The organism is Streptomyces sp. NPDC087422 (genome assembly GCF_044744145.1).
Classification (GTDB): domain Bacteria; phylum Actinomycetota; class Actinomycetes; order Streptomycetales; family Streptomycetaceae; genus Actinacidiphila.
In genome coordinates, this window is sequence record NZ_JBIUXT010000005.1 from 621,603 (window position 1) to 641,757 (window position 20,155).

Here is a 20,155-nt window from a genome sequence, read left to right on the forward strand (position 1 = left end):
CCTCATGTCGAGCACACCCTTCCCCTCCGCCGGGAAGCCCGCACCCGTACGGCGGCGCAGGCCCCGTATCAACAGCGCCTATCTGTTCATCCTGCCGAGCGTCCTGCTGATCGGGGTGTTCATCGCGGAGCCGATCGTCCAGTCCGGCTGGATGAGCCTGCACGACTGGACCGTCGGCGAGGCCCACCACAAATTCGTAGGTCTCGACAACTACACGGCGCTTTACCACGATTCGCGGTTCTGGAACGCGCTGCGCGTCACGGTGATCTACACCGCCGCCGTCTCCGTCGGACAAGTGCTGATCGCGCTGGCCATCGCCTCCCGGCTGCGCAGGACGACCTGGTATTCGGCGCTGCTGCGCACCGCGTATTTCTTCCCTTTCATCGCCTCGCTCGTGGTGAGCGGCATCGTCTGGAAATTCCTGCTCGACCCGCAGGTCGGCCTGGTCGACGCCTGGCTCTCCGGAATCGGCGTCACGCCTCCCGAATGGCTGCAATCCACCTCGCTGGCGCTGCCCACCGTCATTGCCGTGGGCATCTGGAAGAACGTCGGATTCACCATGATCGTGCTGCTCGCCGGTATGCAGCAGATCCCGCCCGACCTGTACGAGGCGGCGGCGCTCGACGGCGCGGGCGCGTGGCAGCGATTCCGCCATGTGACCCTGCCCGCGCTGCGCCCGGCACTGCTGTTCACCACGCTGATCGCCACGGTCACCGGGCTGCAACTGTTCGACCTGGTCTTTTCCATGACCAGCGGCGGGCCGATCTTCCACACGGAATCCGTCGTGATGTACCTGTACCAGAAGGGTTTCGTGGAATTCCAGATGGGCTACGCCAGCGCCGTCGCCTGGATTCTCTTCGTGATCATCCTGGCGATCTCCGCACTCCAACTGCGTCTGTCGAGGTTCCGCGATGCCGACTGACACACTCCGGCCGCGCCCCGCCAAGGGCGGCGCGAGCCCGTACGGGAACGGCCCCCGGCCGACCGGGCCGGTACGCCTGTGGCCCGCGGCCAAGGTCGCCGTCCGGTACGGCGCCAGGTGCGGCACGGTCCTGTCCTGGGCGGCCGTCACCGTCGGCGCGGTCGCGATGATCATCCCGTTCGTCTGGATGCTCGGCGTCGCCTTCAGGACCAACGCCGACCTGTACGCCGACCCCGCCCGGCTGATCCCGCGGGACTGGACCCTGCACGGCGTCCGCGCGGTGCTCGGCCAACTCCCGTTCGGCAAGCTCGTGCTCAACACGTTCGTCTTCGCGGGCGGCACGACCGTGCTCCTGCTGCTGTTCGACTCGATGACCGCGTTCGCGCTGGCCAGGCTGCGCTTCCGGGGCAAGAACGTGGTGTTCCTGCTGATCCTGGCCACGCTGATGGTGCCTTTCCAGGTCACCCTCGTACCGGTCTTCCTGACCCTGTTCCACCTCGGCTGGCTCAATTCGTACCAGGGCCTGATCATTCCCCGCGCGACCAGCGCGCTGGGCATCTTCCTGCTCCGCCAGTTCTTCATGCAGTTGCCGCGCGAACTGGACGACGCGGCCAGGATCGACGGGGCCAACGACTTCACGGTCTACTGGCGGATCATCCTGCCCAACGCCAAACCGGCCCTCGCCTCGCTGTTCATCATCCAGTTCGCCGCGCTGTGGAACGACTTCCTGTGGCCGCTTGTCGTGACGAACAACGTCGACATGCAGACGCTGCCCGCGGCCCTGACGCTGTTCTCCAGTCAGTCGGGTGTGGACCACGCCGCGCTCATGGCGGGCGCCGCGATCTCCCTGAGTCCCCTGGCCATCGCCTTCCTCGTCCTCCAGCGCTTCTTCGTGCAGGGCGTCGCGACCACGGGAATCAAATAGCGCCGCCCGGCCGATTCCCCGCCGCCTTTCCGCGCCCGCGGCCGCCCCGCCATCCCCCCGCCACGCCGTACCGCTCCTTCCGCCCGCCCTATTTCCGCCATGCCCATTTCGCTGAGACATCACAGAGAAACCGGAGACCGGAGTGCTCACCTGCACCGCGACCATCGACCCCGCCTTCGTCATCGCCCCGGTTCCGCCGCGCCTGTTCGGCTCCTTCGTCGAACACATGGGCCGCTGCGTCTACGGAGGCATATACGAACCCGGCCACCCCGAGTCGGACGCCGACGGCCTGCGGCTCGACGTCATCAAGCTCACCCGTGAACTCGGCGTGAGCGCCGTCCGCTACCCCGGCGGCAACTTCGTGTCCGGCTACCGCTGGGAGGACGGCGTCGGCCCCCGCGACGAGCGCCAGGTCGCCCTCGACCTGGCCTGGCGCTCGCTCGAACCCAACACCTTCGGGCTCAACGAGTTCATGGCCTGGGCCAGACAGACCGACGTCGAACCGATCATGGCCGTCAACCTCGGCACCCGCGGCGTCGAGGACGCCTGCAATCTGCTCGAATACGCCAACTTCCCCGGCGGCACCCGCTACTCCGACCTGCGCATCGCCCACGGCGTCCGCGAACCGCACCGCATCAAGACCTGGTGCCTGGGCAACGAGATGGACGGCCCCTGGCAGGTCGGCCAGAAGACCGGCACCGAGTACGGCCGCCTGGCCGCCGAGACCGGGAAGGCCATGCGCCGGATCGACCCGTCCGTCGAGCTCGTCGCCTGCGGAAGCTCCAACGAACGGATGCCGACCTTCGGCTCCTGGGAGGCCGACGTCCTGGACGAGGCGTACGACGTGGTCGACTACATCTCGCTGCACGCGTACTTCGAGCAGCACGGCGACGACCGCGTGGGCTTCCTCGCCTCCGCGCAGGTCATGGACACCTTCATCGAGGGGGTCGTCGCCACCTGCGACCACATCGCCGCCAAGAAGCGCTCCCGCCGCAAGCTCCAGCTCTCCTTCGACGAGTGGAATCTCTGGTACGAGAGCCGGTTCGAGGGCCAGGACAACCTCGAATGGGCCCGGGCGCCCCGGCTGATCGAGGACGAGTACACCGTCGAGGACGCCGTCGTCCTCGGCAACCTCCTGATGAGCCTGCTCCGGCACAGCGACCGGGTGACCATCGCCTGCCTCGCGCAGCTCGTCAACGTCATCGCGCCCATCCGCACCGAACCCGACACCGGGGCCTGGCGGCAGACCATCTTCTACCCCTTCGCCCTCACCGCCCGGCACGCCCGCGGCGACGTCCTGCGCGTCGAGCCGGACTCACCCGTCCTGCACTCCACGACGCTCGGTGATGTCGCCGCCGTCGACGTCACCGCCACCCGCGACCCCGAGACCGGCGAGACGACGATCTTCGCCGTCAACCGGGACGACACCCAGGCGGCCACCTTGCGGCTGCGGATGGCCGGCGCCGAGCACGACGTGGTCGAACACGTCGTCCTCGGCGGCCAGGACCTGCTCGCCACGAATTCCAGGACGGCCCCCGGCCGCGTCGAACCGCGCTCCAGCACCCGGCACTTCGTGGACGCCAATGGTCTGTCCGCCGAGCTTCCGCCGGTCTCCTGGACGATGATCCGGACGGCGCCGATCACGAGCTGATCCACCGGACCCCCTGCCTCCTGCCCCGCGGCGCCCGTACCCCGGAGCCGTTTCGACCCGTAGGCCGGATATGCCGCACGCGGTCCGACCGGGCGGCGCCGCCCGGCCGGACCGCGCGCGGGGGAGGGGCGGCGGCTCACGCGAATCCGCACGAAGGCGTGCCGTTCGCGGGCGGCCGGTACGCACGGGCGGCGCCGCCCCTCCGGGGGCGGAAAGGCCAGCTGACGTCGCGTGTCGGCATCGCTCGACAACGGTCCCTCGCTCGCCGCTCACCCCCTTTTCCATCCGTGTCGGAGATTCGGACATCGCGGCAGGTCTTGACAGAAGCCGGTAGGGATTACAGCCTATGGCAACGTTGTCATCCGAGTTGAGAGCCGGGTCGATCGTTCCGTCGGCTCACGTGGGATTGGACTTTTTGGACATGTCGGATCAGCCGCACCTTTCCCGGCGAAGGATCGTCGCCACCGGCTCCACCCTCCTGGCGGGCTTCGGCCTGGGCACCGCCTTTCCCACGGCTGCCTCCGCTACCACCCCGGCCCCCGCCGCCGGGCCCGCGGCGCCGTCGGGGACCGCCGCCGCGCGGGCCGAACTCGCCGCCTACCGCCCGATCACCGTGTCGTCCACGGACTACGCCCCCACGCCCGGCGAATTCGCGGTCGACGGGATCGGCACCGTCGGCGTACGCGGCACCGGCTGGCGGGCCGCGGCGGGCGACCCGCAGTGGATCTGTGTCGACCTCCAGGCGGACTGCGAGGTCGACTCCGTGAAACTGACCTTCGAGGCCACGGTCAACGACCCGGTCTTCACCCCCTCCGACAGCGGCAATCCGCGCGACAGCACCACAGGGCAGGAGATCCTGTCGAGCTGCGCGGTGGACTTCGTCATCGAGACCTCGCGCGACCAGCACGCCTGGACCACCGTGTACCGGACCACCTCGGGCACCGGCGGCGTCGTGGACATCGCGCTGGACCGCAAGGTCACCGCGCGCTGGGTGCGGCTGACCGTGCGCAAGCGCTCCAACGCCAACCCGCTGGGCCTCAACGGCTTCGCGGTGTACGGCACTTCGCGCGCCCACCGCCCCGCCGCCACCGGCTGGACCGACTGGGGCACCCATCACCACCACGCCCCCGCGCTGAAGACCGCCGCCGACGGCACCGTGCCGCTGGAGTCCGGCTGGACGCTCACCATGGACGACTGGGCGGGCGGCGAGGGCGCCGACCTGTCCCGCCCGTCGGTGGACACCAGCCGCTGGCTGCCCGCGACCGTGCCCGGCACGGTCCTGGCCTCACTGGTCGAACAGGGCCATCTGCCCGACCCCGTGTCCGGCCTGAACAACCTGCACATCCCCGAGGCGCTGTCCCGCCACTCGTGGTGGTACCGGCGCGGCTTCGAGCTGCCCCGTAACCTGACGACCGGCTCGGGCCGCCACATCTGGCTGGAGTTCGACGGCGTCAACCACACCGCGGACATCTGGTTGAACGGCAAGCGGGTCGGCGGCCTGACCTACCCCTTCGCCCGCTCCGCCCACGACGTGACGGCGCTGCTCACCGCCCGCGGCGAACAGGCCCTCGCCGTGAAGATCACCCCGATGCCGTTCCCGGGCAGCCCCGGCGACAAGGGGGCGGCCGGACTGGCCTTCGTGGACGCGGGCGCCACCATGATGAACCGCAACTCGCCCACCTACCTGGCCTCTTCCGGCTGGGACTGGATGCCCGCCGTACGCGACCGCGTCTCCGGGATCTGGAACCACGTAAGGCTGCGCTCCACCGGCCACGCCGTCATCGGCGACCCCCGCGTCGACACCGTCCTGCCCGACCTGCCCGACACCCGCAGCGCGGAGGTGACGATCGTCGTCCCCGTGCGCAACGCCGACACCACCGAGCGGCGCGTCACCGTCACCGCCGCCTTCGACGACGTCAAGGTGACCCAGACGGTCACCGTGCCCGCAGGCGGCGGCAAGGACGTCACCTTCACCCCGTCCGTGTACGGCAAACTGCGGCTGCGCAACTCCAAGCTGTGGTGGCCCAACGGTTACGGCGAGGCCGCCCTGCACGACCTGACGCTGACCGCGACCGTCGACGGCCGCACCAGCGACCGGCGCACCACCCGGTTCGGCATCCGGCAGTTCGGCTACGAATTCGCCGTGCCGCTGCCCTTCACCGCCGGCGGCGACGCGTACACGCAGTCCGTCGACCTCGGGGCGCGGACCGCGCGGTACGTACGGGTGCGCTGCCTGACCCGCGCCACCGCCTGGGGTTCGTCGTTGTGGAGCCTGTCGGTGGTCAACAGCGCCGCGCCCGGCACCGACCTCGCGCTGCGCAAGACGGCCACGGCCTCGTCGGTCGACGAGGACGACCACCAGCCGGGCAACGTCACCGACGGCGACCAGGGCACCCGCTGGTCCTCGTCCTTCGAGGACGACCAGTGGGTCCAGGTCGACCTCGGCGCCCAAGTCGCCTTCGACCGCGTCGACCTGACGTGGGAACAGGCGTACGCGCGCACGTACGTCGTCCAGGTCTCGGCCGACGGCTCGGCCTGGACCGACGCGAAGTCCGTCGACAACTCCGCGGTCCCGCTGCCCTTCAACGGCGGCGACGCCAGCCTCCAGACCGAGGACTTCAGCGCGGTGACCGCCCGCTACGTCCGGATCAACGGCGGTGCCCGCGCGACCAGTTGGGGCAACTCGCTGTGGACGCTCTCCGTGGTCGACAGCGCCAGGCCCGGCACCGACCTCGCGCTCCACAAGACCGCGAGCGCCTCCTCCGAGGACTCCGGCAGCCCGGCGTCCCACGCCACCGACGGCGACCCCAACTCCCGCTGGTCGTCGGAGTATCTGGACAACCAGTGGATCCAGGTCGACCTCGGCTCGGCCCAGAGCTTCGACCGCGTCGTCATCGTGTGGGAAGCGGCCTACCCGAAGACGTACACGATCCAGGTGTCCGCCGACGCGAAGACCTGGACGGACGTGAAGTCCGTCGACAACACGCCCGAACCACTGAAGATCAGCGTCAACGGCGTCCGGGTCTTCTGCCGCGGCGGCAACTGGGGCTGGGACGAACTGCTGCGCCGGATGCCCGCCGCGCGGATGGACGCCGCCGTGCGGATGCACCGCGACATGAACTTCACGATGATCCGCAACTGGGTGGCCAGCAGCAACCGCGAGGAGTTCTTCGCCAGTTGCGACGAGCACGGCCTGCTGGTGTGGAACGACTTCCCCAACGCGTGGGGCATGGACCCGCCGGACCACCAGGCGTACAACGACCTGGCGCGCGACACCGTACGGCGCTACCGCGTCCACCCCAGCGTCGTCGTGTGGTGCGGGGCCAACGAGGGCAATCCGCCCGCCGCGATCGACACCGGCATGCGCGACGCCGTCACCTCCGAGGCGCCCGGCGTGATGTACCAGAACAACTCCGCGGGCGGCATCATCACCGGCGGCGGCCCCTACGGATGGGTGGAGCCCGCCCGTTACTACGCGCCGTCCACGTACGGCAGCGGCAGCTTCGGCTTCCACACCGAGATCGGCATGCCGGTGGTGTCCACGGCCGCCAGCATGCGCAATCTCGTCGGCGACGAGCCGGAGTGGCCGGTCGGCGCGGCCTGGTACTACCACGACTGGAGCACACGCGGGAATCAGGCGCCGCAGAACTACCAGGCCGCCATCGAGGCCCGCCTCGACACCGCCACCGGCCTCGACGACTTCGCGCGCAAGGCGCAGTTCGTCAACTACGAGAACACCCGCGCCATGTTCGAGGCGTGGAACGCCAACCTGTGGAAGGACGCCAGCGGCCTGATGCTGTGGATGTCCCACCCGGCGTGGCACAGCACGGTGTGGCAGACCTACGACTACGACTTCGACGTCAACGGCACCTATTACGGGGCCCGCAAGGCGTGCGAGGCGCTGCACGTCCAGGCCGACCCCGACAAGTGGCAGGTCATCGCCGTCAACCACACCCCGCACACGGTCACCGGCGCCCGGGTGACGGCCAACTACTACGACCTCGACGGCCGCCGGCTCGTCCCGGAACAGCGCAAGTTGGTGAACATCGCGCCGTCGTCGTCGGTCACCGCCTTCACCGCCGACCGGATGGACACCCTGCCGTCCTTTCACCTGCTCCGGCTCCGCCTGGAGGACCCGCTCGGCCGCGTGCTGTCCGAGAACACCTACTGGCGCTACCGCGACACCAAGGACATGCGGGCCCTGAACAAGGCCAAGCAGACCCGCCTGTCCACCGACCTCGGCCGCGTCTCCCACTCCGGCGCCCGCCGCAACCTCACCGCCACCGTCCGCAACCGCGGCTCCGCCGTCGCCGCCATGGTCCGGCTGTCGCTCCTCGACGACCACACCGGCGAGCGCGTCCTGCCCACCCTCTACAGCGACAACTACCTCTGGCTGCTGCCCGGCGAGTCCCGCACCCTCACCCTGACCTTCCCCGCCGCCGCCCTCCCCTCCTCCCGCCCCGCCCTGCGCGCCGAGTCCTACACCACCCCCACCACCCTCACCCGCCCCTGACCCCGGGACGCGAGGCGGGCGGCGGCGGGGGAATCCGCAGGTCAGTCCTACCCCCGCCGTCGGCGGACGGCGGGGGACACGGAGAATGGGGGCATGGATTCGGTGGATATACGTTTTTCGCGTGACGAGCTGATCGACCATCTGCGACGGACCCGCATCGCCGGGGACGTCGCCACCCCGCGGCAGGGGAATCTGCGCCACTACAGCGAGCTGGCGAAGGGGAACCGGCGCTTCTGGCTGGGGCTGGAGCTGGGGGAGCGGTGGACCGAGGAGACGGTGCTGGCCGTGATGGCCGAGCGCGTCGGCGTGGTGGCCGACCCCGGACACCTCCAGGGTCAGGACACCATCGACGCGCGGCTCACCGTGGAAGGACTCGACCGGATGGCGGCCGTCCTGCGGGAGGCGGCCCGGCAGCGGTGGCGGGTGCTGGTCGCCACCGGGCACCCCGGCGGGCTGCTCGATGTGCACCAGGCCATCGCGCGGGCGCTGCGCGCGGCCGGGGCCACTGTCGTCGCCATTCCCAAGGGCCTGTCCACCACCGAGGGCGACGACGACTCCTACGGCGACGTCCGTCAGTTCGGCGGCGTCGCCGTGCTGGAGGACGGTGCCACCCTGTGGCACACCCACGCGCCGCAGCCGATGTCGGCCATTCTCGACGCGCTGACCGCCGCGGGCGAGCCGCTGCCCGACCTGGTGGTGGCCGACCACGGCTGGGCGGGCCGCGCGGGCCAGCGCGGGATCAGGACCGTCGCCTTCGCCGACTGCAACGATCCGGCGCTCTTCCTCGGCGAGGCGGAGGGCACCATCGCGGTGACCGTCCCGCTCGACGACCACGTGGTGGACCCGCAGGCGTACGAGCCGATGACCGCCTATCTGCTGTCGGAGGCCGGGCTCACCGCCTGAGGCCCGCGCGAGCCCGTACGACGCGCCGGTACGACCGCGACCCGCCCCGTACGACCCCGCGGAACGCAGCCGCGTCGCCCCGGCGGGACCCACCGGCCGCCCACGGCCAGTAGGCTTCCCGTGGGTGCCCGAAGCACCGCAGAGACCGCCGCGGACGCCCCGGAACACGGGGCGTCCGCCGTGTGTTACCGCCAAGGAACACGAGGAGGACTGAGATGACCGCTCAGACACAGAAGGCCGTCCTCGCCGGCGGATGCTTCTGGGGCATGCAGGACCTGATCCGACGCCTGCCCGGCGTGACGGACACCCGGGTCGGATACGCGGGCGGCGACGTGCCGAACCCCACGTACCGCAACCACGGCACCCACGCCGAGTCGATCGAGATCACCTACGACCCGGAGCGGACCGACTACCGGGCGCTGCTGGAGTTCTTCTTCCAGATCCACGACCCGAGCACGAAGAACCGCCAGGGCAACGACATGGGCCTCAGCTACCGGTCGGCCATCTTCTACGAGGACGACGAGCAAAAGCGCGTCGCCGAGGACACGATCGCCGACGTCGACGCCTCCGGCCTGTGGCCCGGCAAGGTCGTCACCGAGGTGTCGCCCGCCGGTACCTTCTGGGAGGCCGAGCCCGAGCACCAGGACTACCTGGAGCGCTACCCCGACGGCTACACCTGCCACTACGTACGCCCCGGCTGGCGCCTGCCCGCCCGTACCAAGGACTGACGCCCGGCACGCCCAGCAAACTCAGCACGCCCGGCACGCCCGGCACCGCTGGTTACGGCATCCGGCCTTTCCCCGCCGGCCGTCCGACGCCCCATTGATAGCGTCGGACCGTGGCGCATACAGTGCGCGCGGCGACTGGTATCCGGGGAGGCCAGATGTCGGGTTCATCGTCGGGCGGGACGCCGAGGCGTGGCATGGGGCGCAGGGCTCTGTTGCTCGCGGGTGCCGCCTCCGCGGCGGCGTCCGGCGCCGGATCCCTGGCCTCCGCGGAGCCCGCACACGCGCGCCCCCGCGGCCCGGGGGCCGAGTGGGTCGGCAGTTGGGCCGGGTCGCCGAACGCCGCGCCGACGGCCGCCGTCGTCCACCTGGAGAACCAGACGGTCCGCCATGTGCTGCGTCTGAGCCTCGGCGGCTCCGCGCTCCGGTTACGGCTGACGAACGAATTCGGTGAGAGCGCCGCGTCCATCGGCGAGGTACGGGTCGCCCGCCGCGCGGGAACGCGGGGCACGGCGATCGTCCCGGCCACCGACCGCCGGGTGACGTTCGGCGGCAGCGGTTCCGTCCTGATCCCGGCCGGAGCTCCGGCCGTCAGCGATCCCGTCGACCTGGCCCTGCCCGGCGGCGCCGACCTGGTCGTGAGCCTCTACCTGCCCGAGCGTACGGCCGCCACCAGCCTGCACGCGTACGCCCTCCAGAAGAACGCCGTGGCCGCGGGCAACGTCACCGGCGCGACGCCGGTCACGCCGACCGCCGAGCCGCAGGCGGTGTACCTCGTCTCCGGTGTCAGCGTCCGGGCCGGACGGCAGGCGTCCGCGATCGTCGCGCTCGGGGACTCGATCACCGACGGCGGCAAGAGCACCGTCGGCGCCGATCTGCGCTGGCCTGACCAGCTCGCCGCGCGGCTGCGGTCGTCCCGCCCGGCCGCCGACCGCGCGGTGGTGAACGCGGGCATCTCCGGCAACCGCCTGCTGCACGACCCCAATCCGCCCGCGGGCAGCCCGGCCGAGGCATACGCGCTCAACTTCGGACCGAGCGCCCTGCGCCGCTTCGACCGCGACGTGCTCGCCCAGCCCGCGGCGGCGTACGTCATCACCCTGATCGGCGTGAACGACCTCGGCCATCCGGGCACCGTGGCGCCGTTGTCCGAGACGGTGACGGCCGAGCAACTGATCGCCGGGCACGAGCAGTTGGCGGCGCGCGCGCACGCCGCGGGCCTGATCGCCATCGGCGGCACGATCATGCCCTTCAAGGACGACACCTTCGGCTTCTGGAGCCAGGCCAACGGCGAGAAGCGGAACGCCGTCAACGATTGGATCCGCACCAGCGGTGTGTACGACGCCGTGATCGACTTCGCCCGCGTCACCGCCGACCCGGCCGACCCGGACAAGCTGGCCGCCGCGTACAGCAGCGGCGACGGCCTGCACCCCAACGACGCGGGCCACACCGCGATGGCCGCCGCCGTTCCGCTCGACCTGTTCCGCTGAGCCGTCCCCGTACGGCTCGGCGGCCACGGCGCGCGGCGGCAGGACGTGCCCGGCCTCGGCCCTGAGCGACCCGTGCCCGGCACTCCGGCACGGCCGCCCCGGCACGCCACCGAGCCGTCCTGGGCGGGTCGCTGACCGGCCGTCGGACGCGCGGCGGTCGGCGCCGAGCCCCGTACTAATACGTATTATCCCTTGACTTCCGGGAATCCGGAAGCCACGATCCCTCACGGCGCCGAGCGTCTCCCGATCGGCCGCGCCGCTCCCGTGGCCGATGTCCTCCCCCCAACCGTGAGGGTGCTCCATGTCCGTTGACCACTCGTCCCGCGGCCTCACCCGTCGCTCCGCCCTGCTGGCCGGTGCCGCGCTGGCCCCCGCGTGGTTCCTCGGCACCGCAGGCGCCGCGCCCAGCCGCGCCGCCGCGGCGACGGCCTCGGACTTCGCGACGGTCCGCACCCAGTGGGGCACCACGCTGATCGGCAGCTACGACGCCTCCGACCAGGTGATCTCCGCCTACGCGCAGGCGATGGCCGACACGGCGAACGGCCTGTGGTCGACGCTGAACACCGCCAACTCCCGCACCTACCTGTGGGCGGACCTGAACAGCTCCACCGTCTCGGCCGTCCAGCGCGACGTGATCGGACGGCTGCGCCAACTCGCCCTCGCCTACGCCTCGCCGGGCTCGTCGCTGGCGGGCAACGCGACGCTCCTGGCGGACCTCACATCCGCGCTCGACTGGTTCCTCGCCCACAAGTACGGCGTCACCGCGCGGTACGACAACTGGTGGGACTTCGAGATCGGCATACCGCTGGCCCTCAACGACACCTGCGTCGCCCTGTACGACCACCTCTCGGCGAGCCAGATCTCCACCGCGATGGCCGCGATCACCCGCTACGCGCCCGACCCGACCAAGGTCAACGGCGGGACGGCCACCGGCGCCAACCTCAACTGGAACTGCGCCATCGCGACCGTGCGCGGCGCGCTGAGCCAGGACGCGACCGTCATCGACAGCGCCATGGCGGCGATCGCACACCTCTTCCCGTACAGCACCAGCGGCGACGGCTTCTACCCCGACGGCGGCTTCATCCAGCACGCGGTCTACGCCTACAACGGCTCCTACGGGGTGTCGCTGCTCCAGTACCTGACCTACCTGCTGGTCACCGTGCAGGGCACCCCGTGGGCGGCGACAACGGACCAGGTGCAGCGCGTCTTCACCTGGACGCAGGCGAACTACCGGCCGTGGATCTACCGCGGGGCGTTCATGGACATGGTGCGCGGACGCGCGCTCTCCCGCTTCTACGAGACCGACCACCGTATCGGCCGCCTCACCACCGCCACCCTGCTCCAACTCGCCCGCGTCTTCCCGGCCGACCAGGCGCTCACCGTCCGGTCGCAGGCCAAGGGCTGGATCGGCGCGGACACCTACCAGGACTTCTTCGCCTTCGACGCGGCCCCGCTCGAACAGGTGCGGATCTCGTCCATCGCGCTCGGCCGCGCCGTCGTCGCCGACAGCGCCATCCCGGCGGCGGCGGAGTCCACCATCTCCGTCGTGTCGACCTCGATGGCGCGGATCGTGCACCGGCGGCCCACGTTCGCCTTCGGCATCGCGATGGACAGCACGCGGATCAAGCCGTACGAATCCGCGAACAACGAGAACCTCCAGGGCTGGTACACCGGCGAGGGCGCCACGTACCTGTATCTGCCCACGCAGCCCGGTCACTGGGTGAACGGGTACTGGCCGGCCGCGGACAAGTACCGGCTGCCCGGGGTCACGCTCGACACCAAGACCCTCGCGCCCGGCGCGAACCGCGGCTCGACCAACACCTGGGCGGGCGGCGCGCTGCTGGACGGGAACGTGGCCGCCGGTATGGGGCTGTCGTTCGCCGTCCAGACCCTCAAGGGCCACAAGTCGTGGTTCTGCGTCGACGACGTCGTCATCTGCCTGGGCGCGGGGATCACCAGCGACGACGGCCATACGATCGAGTCGGTCATCGAGAACCGCAACACCGGCCCCAACGGGCAGGCGAACATCCACGTCGATGGCAACGTTGTCCTGTCCACGCCGAGCAACACGCCGACGGTGGTACAGCCGCGGTCGATCTTCGTGGACAACCTCGGCGGCTATGTCTTCCCGGTCGGCGGCCACGTCACCCTCCTGCGCCAGGACCGCACCGGCCAGTGGACCGACATGGACCACCGCGGCGTCTACGACGACACCGCCGCGTACACCCGCAGGTTCGTCACCATGTGGGTCGACCACGGCGTGAGCCCGACCGCGGGCAGCTACCGCTACATCCAACTGCCCGCCGCCACCTCGGCCCAGACCTCGGCGTTCGCCGCGTCGAACGACGTGACCGTCGCCTCGAACACCGCCGCCGTGCAGGCCGTCAGCCGCTCCGGCTCCGGCGTGGCCATGGCCAACGTCTGGCAGGCCGGAGCGCCCAAGGCCGCCGGAATCCAGGTCGACAGGACCGCATCGGTCGTCACGCACCGGACGAACGGAACGCTCAGCGTGGCCGTGAGCGACCCGACCCAGCAGCTCACCGGGTCGGTCGTCGTCACCGTCGACGGTGCCGTCTCGGCCGCCACCTCCGTCGACCCCGGGGTGACGGTCCTCGCCACGACGCCCGACCTCCGCCTCTCGGTAGCGGTCGCGGGAGCGGCCGGAAGGACCTTCGTCGCACGCTTCACCGTCTGACAGCCGTCGGCCCGGCACCCCGTCGGCCCGTCGGCCCGCGAGATAAGGAAGTCGCACATGCGCATGAGGGCTTTAGCAGTGGTGATCGGCATGCTCGTCGCGAGCTACGGCGTGACGTCGGGCTCGGCGCACGCCGCGTCATCGCTCTACGAGGCGGAGAACGCCACCGTCTTCCACGGGACGGTGGACCGCGACCACCTGGGATACACCGGGACCGGCTTCGTCAACACCGCCAACGAGGCGGGCGCGTACGTCGAGTTCAGCGTGAGCGCACCGGCCGCGGGCGGCTTCGCGCTGGCCCTGCGCCACGCGAACGGGACGGGGGAGGGACGCGCGGGCACCGTCAGCGTCAACGGCACGGTGATCTCCGCACCGGCCTTCGCCGCGACCGCGGACTGGAACACCTGGGCCGTCACCCGGATACCGGTGACGCTGCGGGCGGGAACCAACGCGATCCGCGTGACCGGCGCCACGGCGGGCGGCCTGCCCAACCTCGACTCGCTGACCGTCTCCGACCCAGGAGGCACGGACTGGGCCGACGCACTGGTCGACTCCACCATGCGGCGCTACACCCCCGCGACCGTCGGCGGCTGGAGCTACCCGGTCGCGCTCTACCTGATGGGGCAGTACCAGGTCGCCCGGCACACGGCGGACCCCGCGCGCCGGGCGGCCCTGATCGCGTACATCAAGGCGTGGGCCGACCGCTTCGTGGACGCCTCGGGGCACATCGGCATCACCTTCAACAGCCTGGACAGCATGATGCCGGGTCAGGTGATGATCGCCCTGTACCGCGAGACCGGTGAGGCCAAGTACGGCCTGGCCGCCAAGCAGATCCACGACCGGCTGCTGCCCGGCGCCGGGTACCCGACCACGAGCGACGGCGGCTTCTGGCACGCCAACAGCGCCGACCGGGCCAACCAGCTCTGGTCCGACGGCACCTTCATGGCCGACCCCTTCATGGCGCAGTACGGCAGGTACATCGGCGACAGCGCGCAGTCCTACGACATCGCGGCCAAGCAGCTCGTGGTCTACGCCGGCCATCTGCAACAGGCGAACGGGCTGCTGAAGCACGCCTATGACGCGTCCAAGGCGGCGACCTGGTCCGACCCGACCAGCGGCCTGTCCTCCGAATACTGGTGCCGCGCCGTCGGCTGGTACGGCGTCGCCGCCACCGAGATCCTCGACCTGATCCCGGCCGACCACCCGCTGCGCGCCCAGTTGACCGCGACCGTACGCGATCTGGTGCGCGGCATCGCCGCCTACCAGGACCCGGCCAGCGGGCGGTGGTTCCAGGTCGTGGACAAGGGGAGCAGCGCGGGGAACTGGACCGAGACGTCGTGCTCGGCGATGTTCACCCTGACCGCCGACGCCGCGATCAAGCGCGGATACGTCCCGGCCGCCACGTACCAGGCCACGGTGGACGCCGGAAAGCGCGGCGCATTGGACCGGATCTCCCTGCACAGCGACGGTCTGACGTATCTGACCTCGATCTCGGTCGGCACCAATGTCGGGGACTACGCGTATTACACCGCCCGGTCCCGGGCCACGAACGACTTCCACGGGCTGGGCGCCTTCCTCTACTTCTTCGAGCAGGTCAACGGCTGAAGCCGGCTCCTGCGAGCAGATCCGCGGCGGGGGAGTGGCGGTGGAGTGGCGGTGGAGCGCCGTTCCCGGTTCTGGAACGCTACGACCGTCGGCCCGACAGGCCGACGGCACCGCTCTCCTCGACCCGGTGAAGGAACGACGCCATGACCACCGCCCACCCCATCGCGCTGGAGCCCACCGCGATCCATGTGGCCGACCGCGTCCTCGACGACCTGCGCACCCGTCTCGAACTGACCCGTCCGCCGCTGGACGAGGGGAACGAGGACTGGTCGTACGGCGTCCCGGCCAGCTATCTGCGGGAGTTGGTCGCCTACTGGAAGGACGGCTATGACTGGCGGGCGGCCGAGCGCGCCATCAACGCCTACGAGCACTACCAGGTGGAGGTCGCCGGTGTCCCCGTGCACTTCCTGCGCAAGCCGGGGCGCGGCCCCCGCCCGATCCCGCTGATCCTCACCCACGGCTGGCCGTGGACGTTCTGGCACTGGTCGAAGGTGATCGACCCGCTCGCCGACCCGGCCGCCTTCGGCGGCGACCCCGCCGACGCCTTCGACGTGATCGTGCCGTCCCTGCCCGGCTTCGGTTTCCCCGGCCCGCTCACCGGCTTCCCCGACGTCAACTTCTGGAAGGTCTCCGACCTCTGGCACACCCTGATGACCCGGACCCTGGGATACGAGAAGTACGCCGCCGGGGGCTGCGACATCGGCGGGATCGTCACCAGCCAACTCGGCCACAAGTACGCCGACGAGCTGTACGGCATCCACATCGGCTCGGGGCTGCCCCTCGACTTCTTCACCGGCCCCCGCGCCTGGGACTTCGCCCGGAACCGGCCCCTCACCGACGACCAGCCCGCCGACATCCGCGCCCGCATCATCGAACAGGACCGCCGCTCGGCGACCCACCTGGTGGCGCACATGCTCGACGGCGCCACCCTGGCCCACGGGCTGAGCGACTCACCCGCGGGACTGCTCGCCTGGCTGCTCGAACGCTGGAACGCCTGGAGCGACAACGGCGGCGACCTCGAATCCGTCTTCACCAAGGACGACCTGCTCACCCACGCCACGATCTACTGGGTCAACAACTCCATCGCCACGTCGATGCGGTACTACGCCAACGCCAACCGCTACCCCTGGACCCCCGCCCACGACCGCCCCCCGGCCGTCGAGGCCCCGGTCGGCCTCACCTTCGTGACGTACGAGAACCCGCCCGGCGTTCACTCCGCCGCCGACCGCGTCCAGGCGTTCAAGACCGGGCCGCAGTCCCGCTGGTTCCACCACGTCAACGTGAACGCCCACGACCACGGCGGTCACTTCATCCCCTGGGAGAACCCCGACGCCTGGGTCACCGACCTCCGCGGCACCTTCCGCACGCGCAGGCCCTGAGCGCAGGAAGGTCGCTCCTTCCCCGGACGGCAGAATCGACATGGCGGTGATAAAAATCGACACGGTGTAGACTTTTCGACATGGGAGGACGTCGACTCCCCGCGTGACCGCCGAGGAGGAGCACATGGAGACGCGGAACTGGCTCATCACGGGCGTCAGCACGGGCCTGGGGCGCGCTTTCGCCCGGGCCGCGCTGACAGCCGGGCACACCGTCGTCGGCACCGTCCGCTCGGAGAAGGACCTGCGGGCCTTCGAGGAGCTGGAATCCGGGCGCGCGCACGGCCGCGTCCTGGACGTGACCGACGGCGACGCCGTCACGGCCGTGGTCGCCGAGGTCGAGCGGAGCGTTGGCCCGCTGGACGTCGTCGTCGCGAACGCCGGCTACGGCCTGGAGGGCACCTTCGAGGAGACGCCGCTGGCCGAGGTGCGGTGGCAGTTCGAGGTCAACGTGTTCGGAGCCGTGGCCACCTTGCGGGCCGCGCTGCCCCCCATGCGGCGCCGTCGCCGCGGACACCTGATGGCCGTCACCTCCATGGGCGGCCTCATGGCCGTGCCTGGCATGTCCGCCTACTGCGGCAGCAAATTCGCCCTGGAAGGCATCCTCGAAGCGCTGGGCAAGGAGGTCGCACAGTTCGGGATCCATGTGACGGCGATCGAGCCCGGCTCCTTCCGCACCGACTGGGCCGGACGGTCCATGACGCGCGCCGAGCAGTCCATCGACGACTACGACGAGCTGTTCACCCCCATCCGCGAGGCGCGGCGGATGGCCAGCGGGAACCAACTGGGCAACCCGGCCAAGGCCGGAGAGGCGGTCGTGCACATCGCGTCGGTCGACCGGCCGCCCGCCCACCTCGTCCTGGGCTCGGACGCGCTGCGCCTGGTCGCCGCCGCGCGCACGGCCGTCGACGAGGACATCCGAGCATGGGAGACGCTGTCGCGTACGACCGACTTCGCCGAGGGCGCTCAGCTCTGATGCCAGGCCACGAACCCGCCCGAGGCCGCCGGACCGCCGAACGCAAGGGCGATGTCCGGGAGCGCGCCATCCTCGACACCTGCGAGGCACTGCTGGCGACCAAGGGCCACGAGGCCATGACGGTCGCCGACATCGCCCAGGGCGCGGGCATCACCCGCGCCGCGCTGTACTTCTACTTCGGCTCCAAGCAGGAAGTGGTCACCGCGCTCGTGGCCAGAACGGTCGAGCACCTGTGGGAGCGGTCCAGGACCACCGCCCAGGCCGACGAACCGCGCCAGGCCGTCGCGGCGGCCATGCGGCGCACGGTCGAGCTGTGGAACGCGCACGGCCTGGTCATGCGCACCGCGATCGACCTGTCCTTGACCGTGCCGGAGATCGGCGAGCTGTGGAACCACACGGCCGACCTCTTCATCACGGCCATCACCGCCGTCCTGGAACGCGCCGGAATCGCACCGGGCACCGCGCCCCACCAGTCCTCCGCCCTGGCCCGCGCCCTGTGCTGGATGATCGAGCGGACCTTTTACCACGCCTCGCGGGAGTCCCCGGAAAAGCTGCGCGAGGCGTCCGCGACCTGCGAACACATCTGGCTGACCACCGCCGGCCTGACCGTGTGAGCCGTCCGCGGCGACTCCCGACGACCGAACGGTGTGTGCGCACCGGACACTTCGACGTCCTGCTCACCCCCCAACCGCTGGACCCTGGTCAACCGTTCCGCCGGTCCGCTCATCGACCTGGCGGTGTCGATGAACGCCGGGGTCGTCAACGCCGCCGTGTCCGGCGGCCAGATCCTGCCGACCGGCGTCGGCGGCTCGCGGCGGTGCCCCTACCGTGAGGGGCCGAACTGCTCGCCGCCATCGGCGCGATCGAAGAGGCGTGCCGTGACCGCGGTGTGCCGCTCGCAGCGACGGCGGTGCGTTTCTCCACGCGCGACCCGCGGATCGCCAGCACCGTCATCGGCACCTCGCGGCCCGAACGGATCGAGCAGACCCTCGCGCTCGACGCGACCGAGGTGCCCGACGCGCTCTGGGACGACGTGGACGCCATCGCCGCGCGCGTCGATCCCGCACACCTGCCCGCCTGGGGCCGACGCGCCGTCATCTCGAAGCCCTCGAAGTCCTCGGAGTCCGATGAGGAGCCCCATGTCCGACCCCCTGCGCGTCCTGCTGTTCGGCTACGGCCTGGCGGGCCGCGTGTTCCACGGCCCGCTGCTCGCCACGAATCCGCACTACACGGTCCGGGCGATCGTCACCTCCGATCCGGCCCGCGCCGCCGCCGCGGCCCGACCACCCGGACGCCCGCGTGGTGGCCGACGCCGACACGGCGTTCGCGGCGGCCGACGGCTACGACCTCGCGGTCGTGGCCACGCCCCACCAGACGCACCTCGAACTTGCCGGGCGCGCTCTGAAGGCGGGTCTGCACGTGGTCGTGGACAAGCCGCTCGCGCTCACCGCCCGTGACGCGCAGGAGCTGGCCGACGCCGCCGACGCCGCGAACCGCGCCCGGTCGGTCTTCCAGAACCGGCGCCGGGACGGCGGCTTCCTCACCCTCCGCGACGTCCTCGCCTCCGGCGACCTCGGCGAGGTCTTCGTCTTCGGGTCGCCCTTCGAATGGTGGAAGCCCGACGTCACCGATGGCCGCAAGGACCGTACGACGGTCACGGACGCGGCGGATTCCTCTTCGACCTCGCGCCGCACCTGGTGGACCAGGCGCTCCTGTTCTTCGGCCCGGTCGAGACCGTGCACGCCGACGTGGAAGCCCGCCGGCCGAACGCCGTCAACGACGACGACGTCCTGGTGTCCCTCCGGCACACCAACGGCGTACGCACCCGGCTGTGGATGAGCTCCCTGGCGGCCCACGACCGCCCGCGCTTCCTGCTGCGCGGCGCCCGGGGTTCGCACCGCACCTTCGGCCTCGACCCGCAGGAGGCCCAACTGGAGGCCGGACTGCGCCCCGGCGACGCCGACTTCGGGGTCGAGCCCGCCGAACCGCGCGGTGAGATCGCCGACGGCGCCGCCCCCCGCCCGGTCCCCACCCGCCCCGGCTCGTACGAGACCTGCTACTCCGAGCTGGCAACAGCCCTGCGCACCGGCACCCCACCGCCCGTCGACCCGCGCGACAGCGTCGCCGTACTCCGCGTCATCGAGGCCGCCCGGCACGCGGCATCCGCCGACGCGGGACCGGCCCTGCGCCGCTTCGGCGCCACCGCGCTCGTGGTGGGCGGTTCGATGACCGGCTCCTGGGACCTGATCGGTCCGGCACTGGCGGGGGGCTGGCCGCCGGCCTGCCGAAGCCGGCCGGCCGCAGCCGGGCTGATCGGCGCGGCGCGATACGCGGCCGAGGTTCCGGAAGACAACGATGCCTCTATTCTCTAGTCAAC

At 71.0% G+C, this 20,155-nt stretch carries 13 protein-coding genes and 2 pseudogenes; all 15 read left to right on the forward strand.

What is annotated here, in order from left to right:
- Positions 1 to 4: 4 nt before the first annotated feature.
- The 15 genes and pseudogenes from ACIO6U_RS19880 to ACIO6U_RS19950 all read left to right on the forward strand — a co-directional run bounded on the left by ACIO6U_RS19880 (position 5) and on the right by ACIO6U_RS19950 (position 20,150).
- Positions 5 to 922, forward strand: a complete 918-nt coding sequence (locus tag ACIO6U_RS19880; RefSeq protein WP_401720734.1) for a carbohydrate ABC transporter permease — start codon at positions 5 to 7, stop codon at positions 920 to 922.
- The gene (locus tag ACIO6U_RS19885; RefSeq protein WP_391164217.1) at positions 912 to 1,847 is read left to right on the forward strand and encodes an ABC transporter permease subunit; all 936 of its coding nucleotides are present in this window, start codon (positions 912 to 914) and stop codon (positions 1,845 to 1,847) included. The genes ACIO6U_RS19880 and ACIO6U_RS19885 overlap by 11 nt, the downstream gene beginning before the upstream one ends.
- Positions 1,848 to 1,989: 142 nt before the next feature.
- Entirely contained in the window at positions 1,990 to 3,498 is a 1,509-nt protein-coding gene (locus ACIO6U_RS19890; protein WP_401720738.1) for an alpha-N-arabinofuranosidase, read from the forward strand.
- Between the two features lie 421 nt (positions 3,499 to 3,919).
- The gene (locus ACIO6U_RS19895; RefSeq protein ID WP_401720740.1) at positions 3,920 to 8,011 is read left to right on the forward strand and encodes a discoidin domain-containing protein; all 4,092 of its coding nucleotides are present in this window, start codon (positions 3,920 to 3,922) and stop codon (positions 8,009 to 8,011) included.
- Positions 8,012 to 8,104: 93 nt separating this feature from the next.
- Entirely contained in the window at positions 8,105 to 8,914 is an 810-nt protein-coding gene (locus ACIO6U_RS19900; RefSeq protein WP_401720743.1) for a phosphatase, read from the forward strand.
- A gap of 215 nt (positions 8,915 to 9,129) precedes the next feature.
- Entirely contained in the window at positions 9,130 to 9,642 is a 513-nt protein-coding gene (msrA, locus tag ACIO6U_RS19905; protein ID WP_355343668.1) for a peptide-methionine (S)-S-oxide reductase MsrA, read from the forward strand.
- Between the two features lie 194 nt (positions 9,643 to 9,836).
- On the forward strand, positions 9,837 to 11,126 hold the full coding sequence (locus tag ACIO6U_RS19910) for an SGNH/GDSL hydrolase family protein (protein ID WP_401720746.1): 1,290 nt from the start codon (positions 9,837 to 9,839) through the stop codon (positions 11,124 to 11,126).
- Positions 11,127 to 11,427: 301 nt separating this feature from the next.
- On the forward strand, positions 11,428 to 13,821 hold the full coding sequence (locus ACIO6U_RS19915; RefSeq protein WP_401720749.1) for a polysaccharide lyase 8 family protein: 2,394 nt from the start codon (positions 11,428 to 11,430) through the stop codon (positions 13,819 to 13,821).
- A gap of 63 nt (positions 13,822 to 13,884) precedes the next feature.
- Positions 13,885 to 15,426 (forward strand): glycoside hydrolase family 88 protein, encoded by a 1,542-nt coding sequence (locus ACIO6U_RS19920; protein ID WP_401720752.1) that lies wholly within the window; start codon positions 13,885 to 13,887, stop codon positions 15,424 to 15,426.
- A gap of 143 nt (positions 15,427 to 15,569) precedes the next feature.
- Complete coding sequence (locus ACIO6U_RS19925; protein WP_401720755.1) at positions 15,570 to 16,805, forward strand: epoxide hydrolase family protein; 1,236 nt, start codon at positions 15,570 to 15,572, stop codon at positions 16,803 to 16,805.
- Between the two features lie 124 nt (positions 16,806 to 16,929).
- Entirely contained in the window at positions 16,930 to 17,778 is an 849-nt protein-coding gene (locus ACIO6U_RS19930) for an oxidoreductase (protein WP_401720947.1), read from the forward strand.
- Positions 17,778 to 18,392: a TetR/AcrR family transcriptional regulator gene (locus tag ACIO6U_RS19935; RefSeq protein ID WP_401720757.1), complete on the forward strand. Its 615-nt coding sequence runs from the start codon at positions 17,778 to 17,780 to the stop codon at positions 18,390 to 18,392. The genes ACIO6U_RS19930 and ACIO6U_RS19935 overlap by 1 nt, the downstream gene beginning before the upstream one ends.
- Before the next feature lie 239 nt (positions 18,393 to 18,631).
- Positions 18,632 to 18,811, forward strand: a pseudogene (locus tag ACIO6U_RS19940) (aldo/keto reductase); the annotation flags it as partial.
- Between the two features lie 323 nt (positions 18,812 to 19,134).
- Positions 19,135 to 19,221 (forward strand): annotated as a pseudogene (locus ACIO6U_RS19945) (Gfo/Idh/MocA family oxidoreductase); the annotation flags it as partial.
- 164 nt (positions 19,222 to 19,385) lie between these two features.
- Positions 19,386 to 20,150, forward strand: a complete 765-nt coding sequence (locus ACIO6U_RS19950; RefSeq protein ID WP_401720760.1) for a Gfo/Idh/MocA family oxidoreductase — start codon at positions 19,386 to 19,388, stop codon at positions 20,148 to 20,150.
- Positions 20,151 to 20,155 lie beyond the last annotated feature (5 nt).

What these genes read in the sequence shown, in the direction of transcription:
- ACIO6U_RS19880 (WP_401720734.1), top strand. Translation starts at nt 5, where the DNA reads ATGTCGAGCACACCCTTCCCCTCCGCCGGGAAGCCCGCACCCGTACGG.
- ACIO6U_RS19885 (WP_391164217.1), top strand. Translation starts at nt 912, where the DNA reads ATGCCGACTGACACACTCCGGCCGCGCCCCGCCAAGGGCGGCGCGAGC.
- ACIO6U_RS19895 (WP_401720740.1), top strand. Translation starts at nt 3,920, where the DNA reads ATGTCGGATCAGCCGCACCTTTCCCGGCGAAGGATCGTCGCCACCGGC.
- ACIO6U_RS19900 (WP_401720743.1), top strand. Translation starts at nt 8,105, where the DNA reads ATGGATTCGGTGGATATACGTTTTTCGCGTGACGAGCTGATCGACCAT.
- msrA (WP_355343668.1), top strand. Translation starts at nt 9,130, where the DNA reads ATGACCGCTCAGACACAGAAGGCCGTCCTCGCCGGCGGATGCTTCTGG.
- ACIO6U_RS19910 (WP_401720746.1), top strand. Translation starts at nt 9,837, where the DNA reads ATGGGGCGCAGGGCTCTGTTGCTCGCGGGTGCCGCCTCCGCGGCGGCG.
- ACIO6U_RS19915 (WP_401720749.1), top strand. Translation starts at nt 11,428, where the DNA reads ATGTCCGTTGACCACTCGTCCCGCGGCCTCACCCGTCGCTCCGCCCTG.
- ACIO6U_RS19920 (WP_401720752.1), top strand. Translation starts at nt 13,885, where the DNA reads ATGAGGGCTTTAGCAGTGGTGATCGGCATGCTCGTCGCGAGCTACGGC.
- ACIO6U_RS19925 (WP_401720755.1), top strand. Translation starts at nt 15,570, where the DNA reads ATGACCACCGCCCACCCCATCGCGCTGGAGCCCACCGCGATCCATGTG.
- ACIO6U_RS19930 (WP_401720947.1), top strand. Translation starts at nt 16,930, where the DNA reads ATGGAGACGCGGAACTGGCTCATCACGGGCGTCAGCACGGGCCTGGGG.
- ACIO6U_RS19935 (WP_401720757.1), top strand. Translation starts at nt 17,778, where the DNA reads ATGCCAGGCCACGAACCCGCCCGAGGCCGCCGGACCGCCGAACGCAAG.
- ACIO6U_RS19950 (WP_401720760.1), top strand. Translation starts at nt 19,386, where the DNA reads ATGGTGGAAGCCCGACGTCACCGATGGCCGCAAGGACCGTACGACGGT.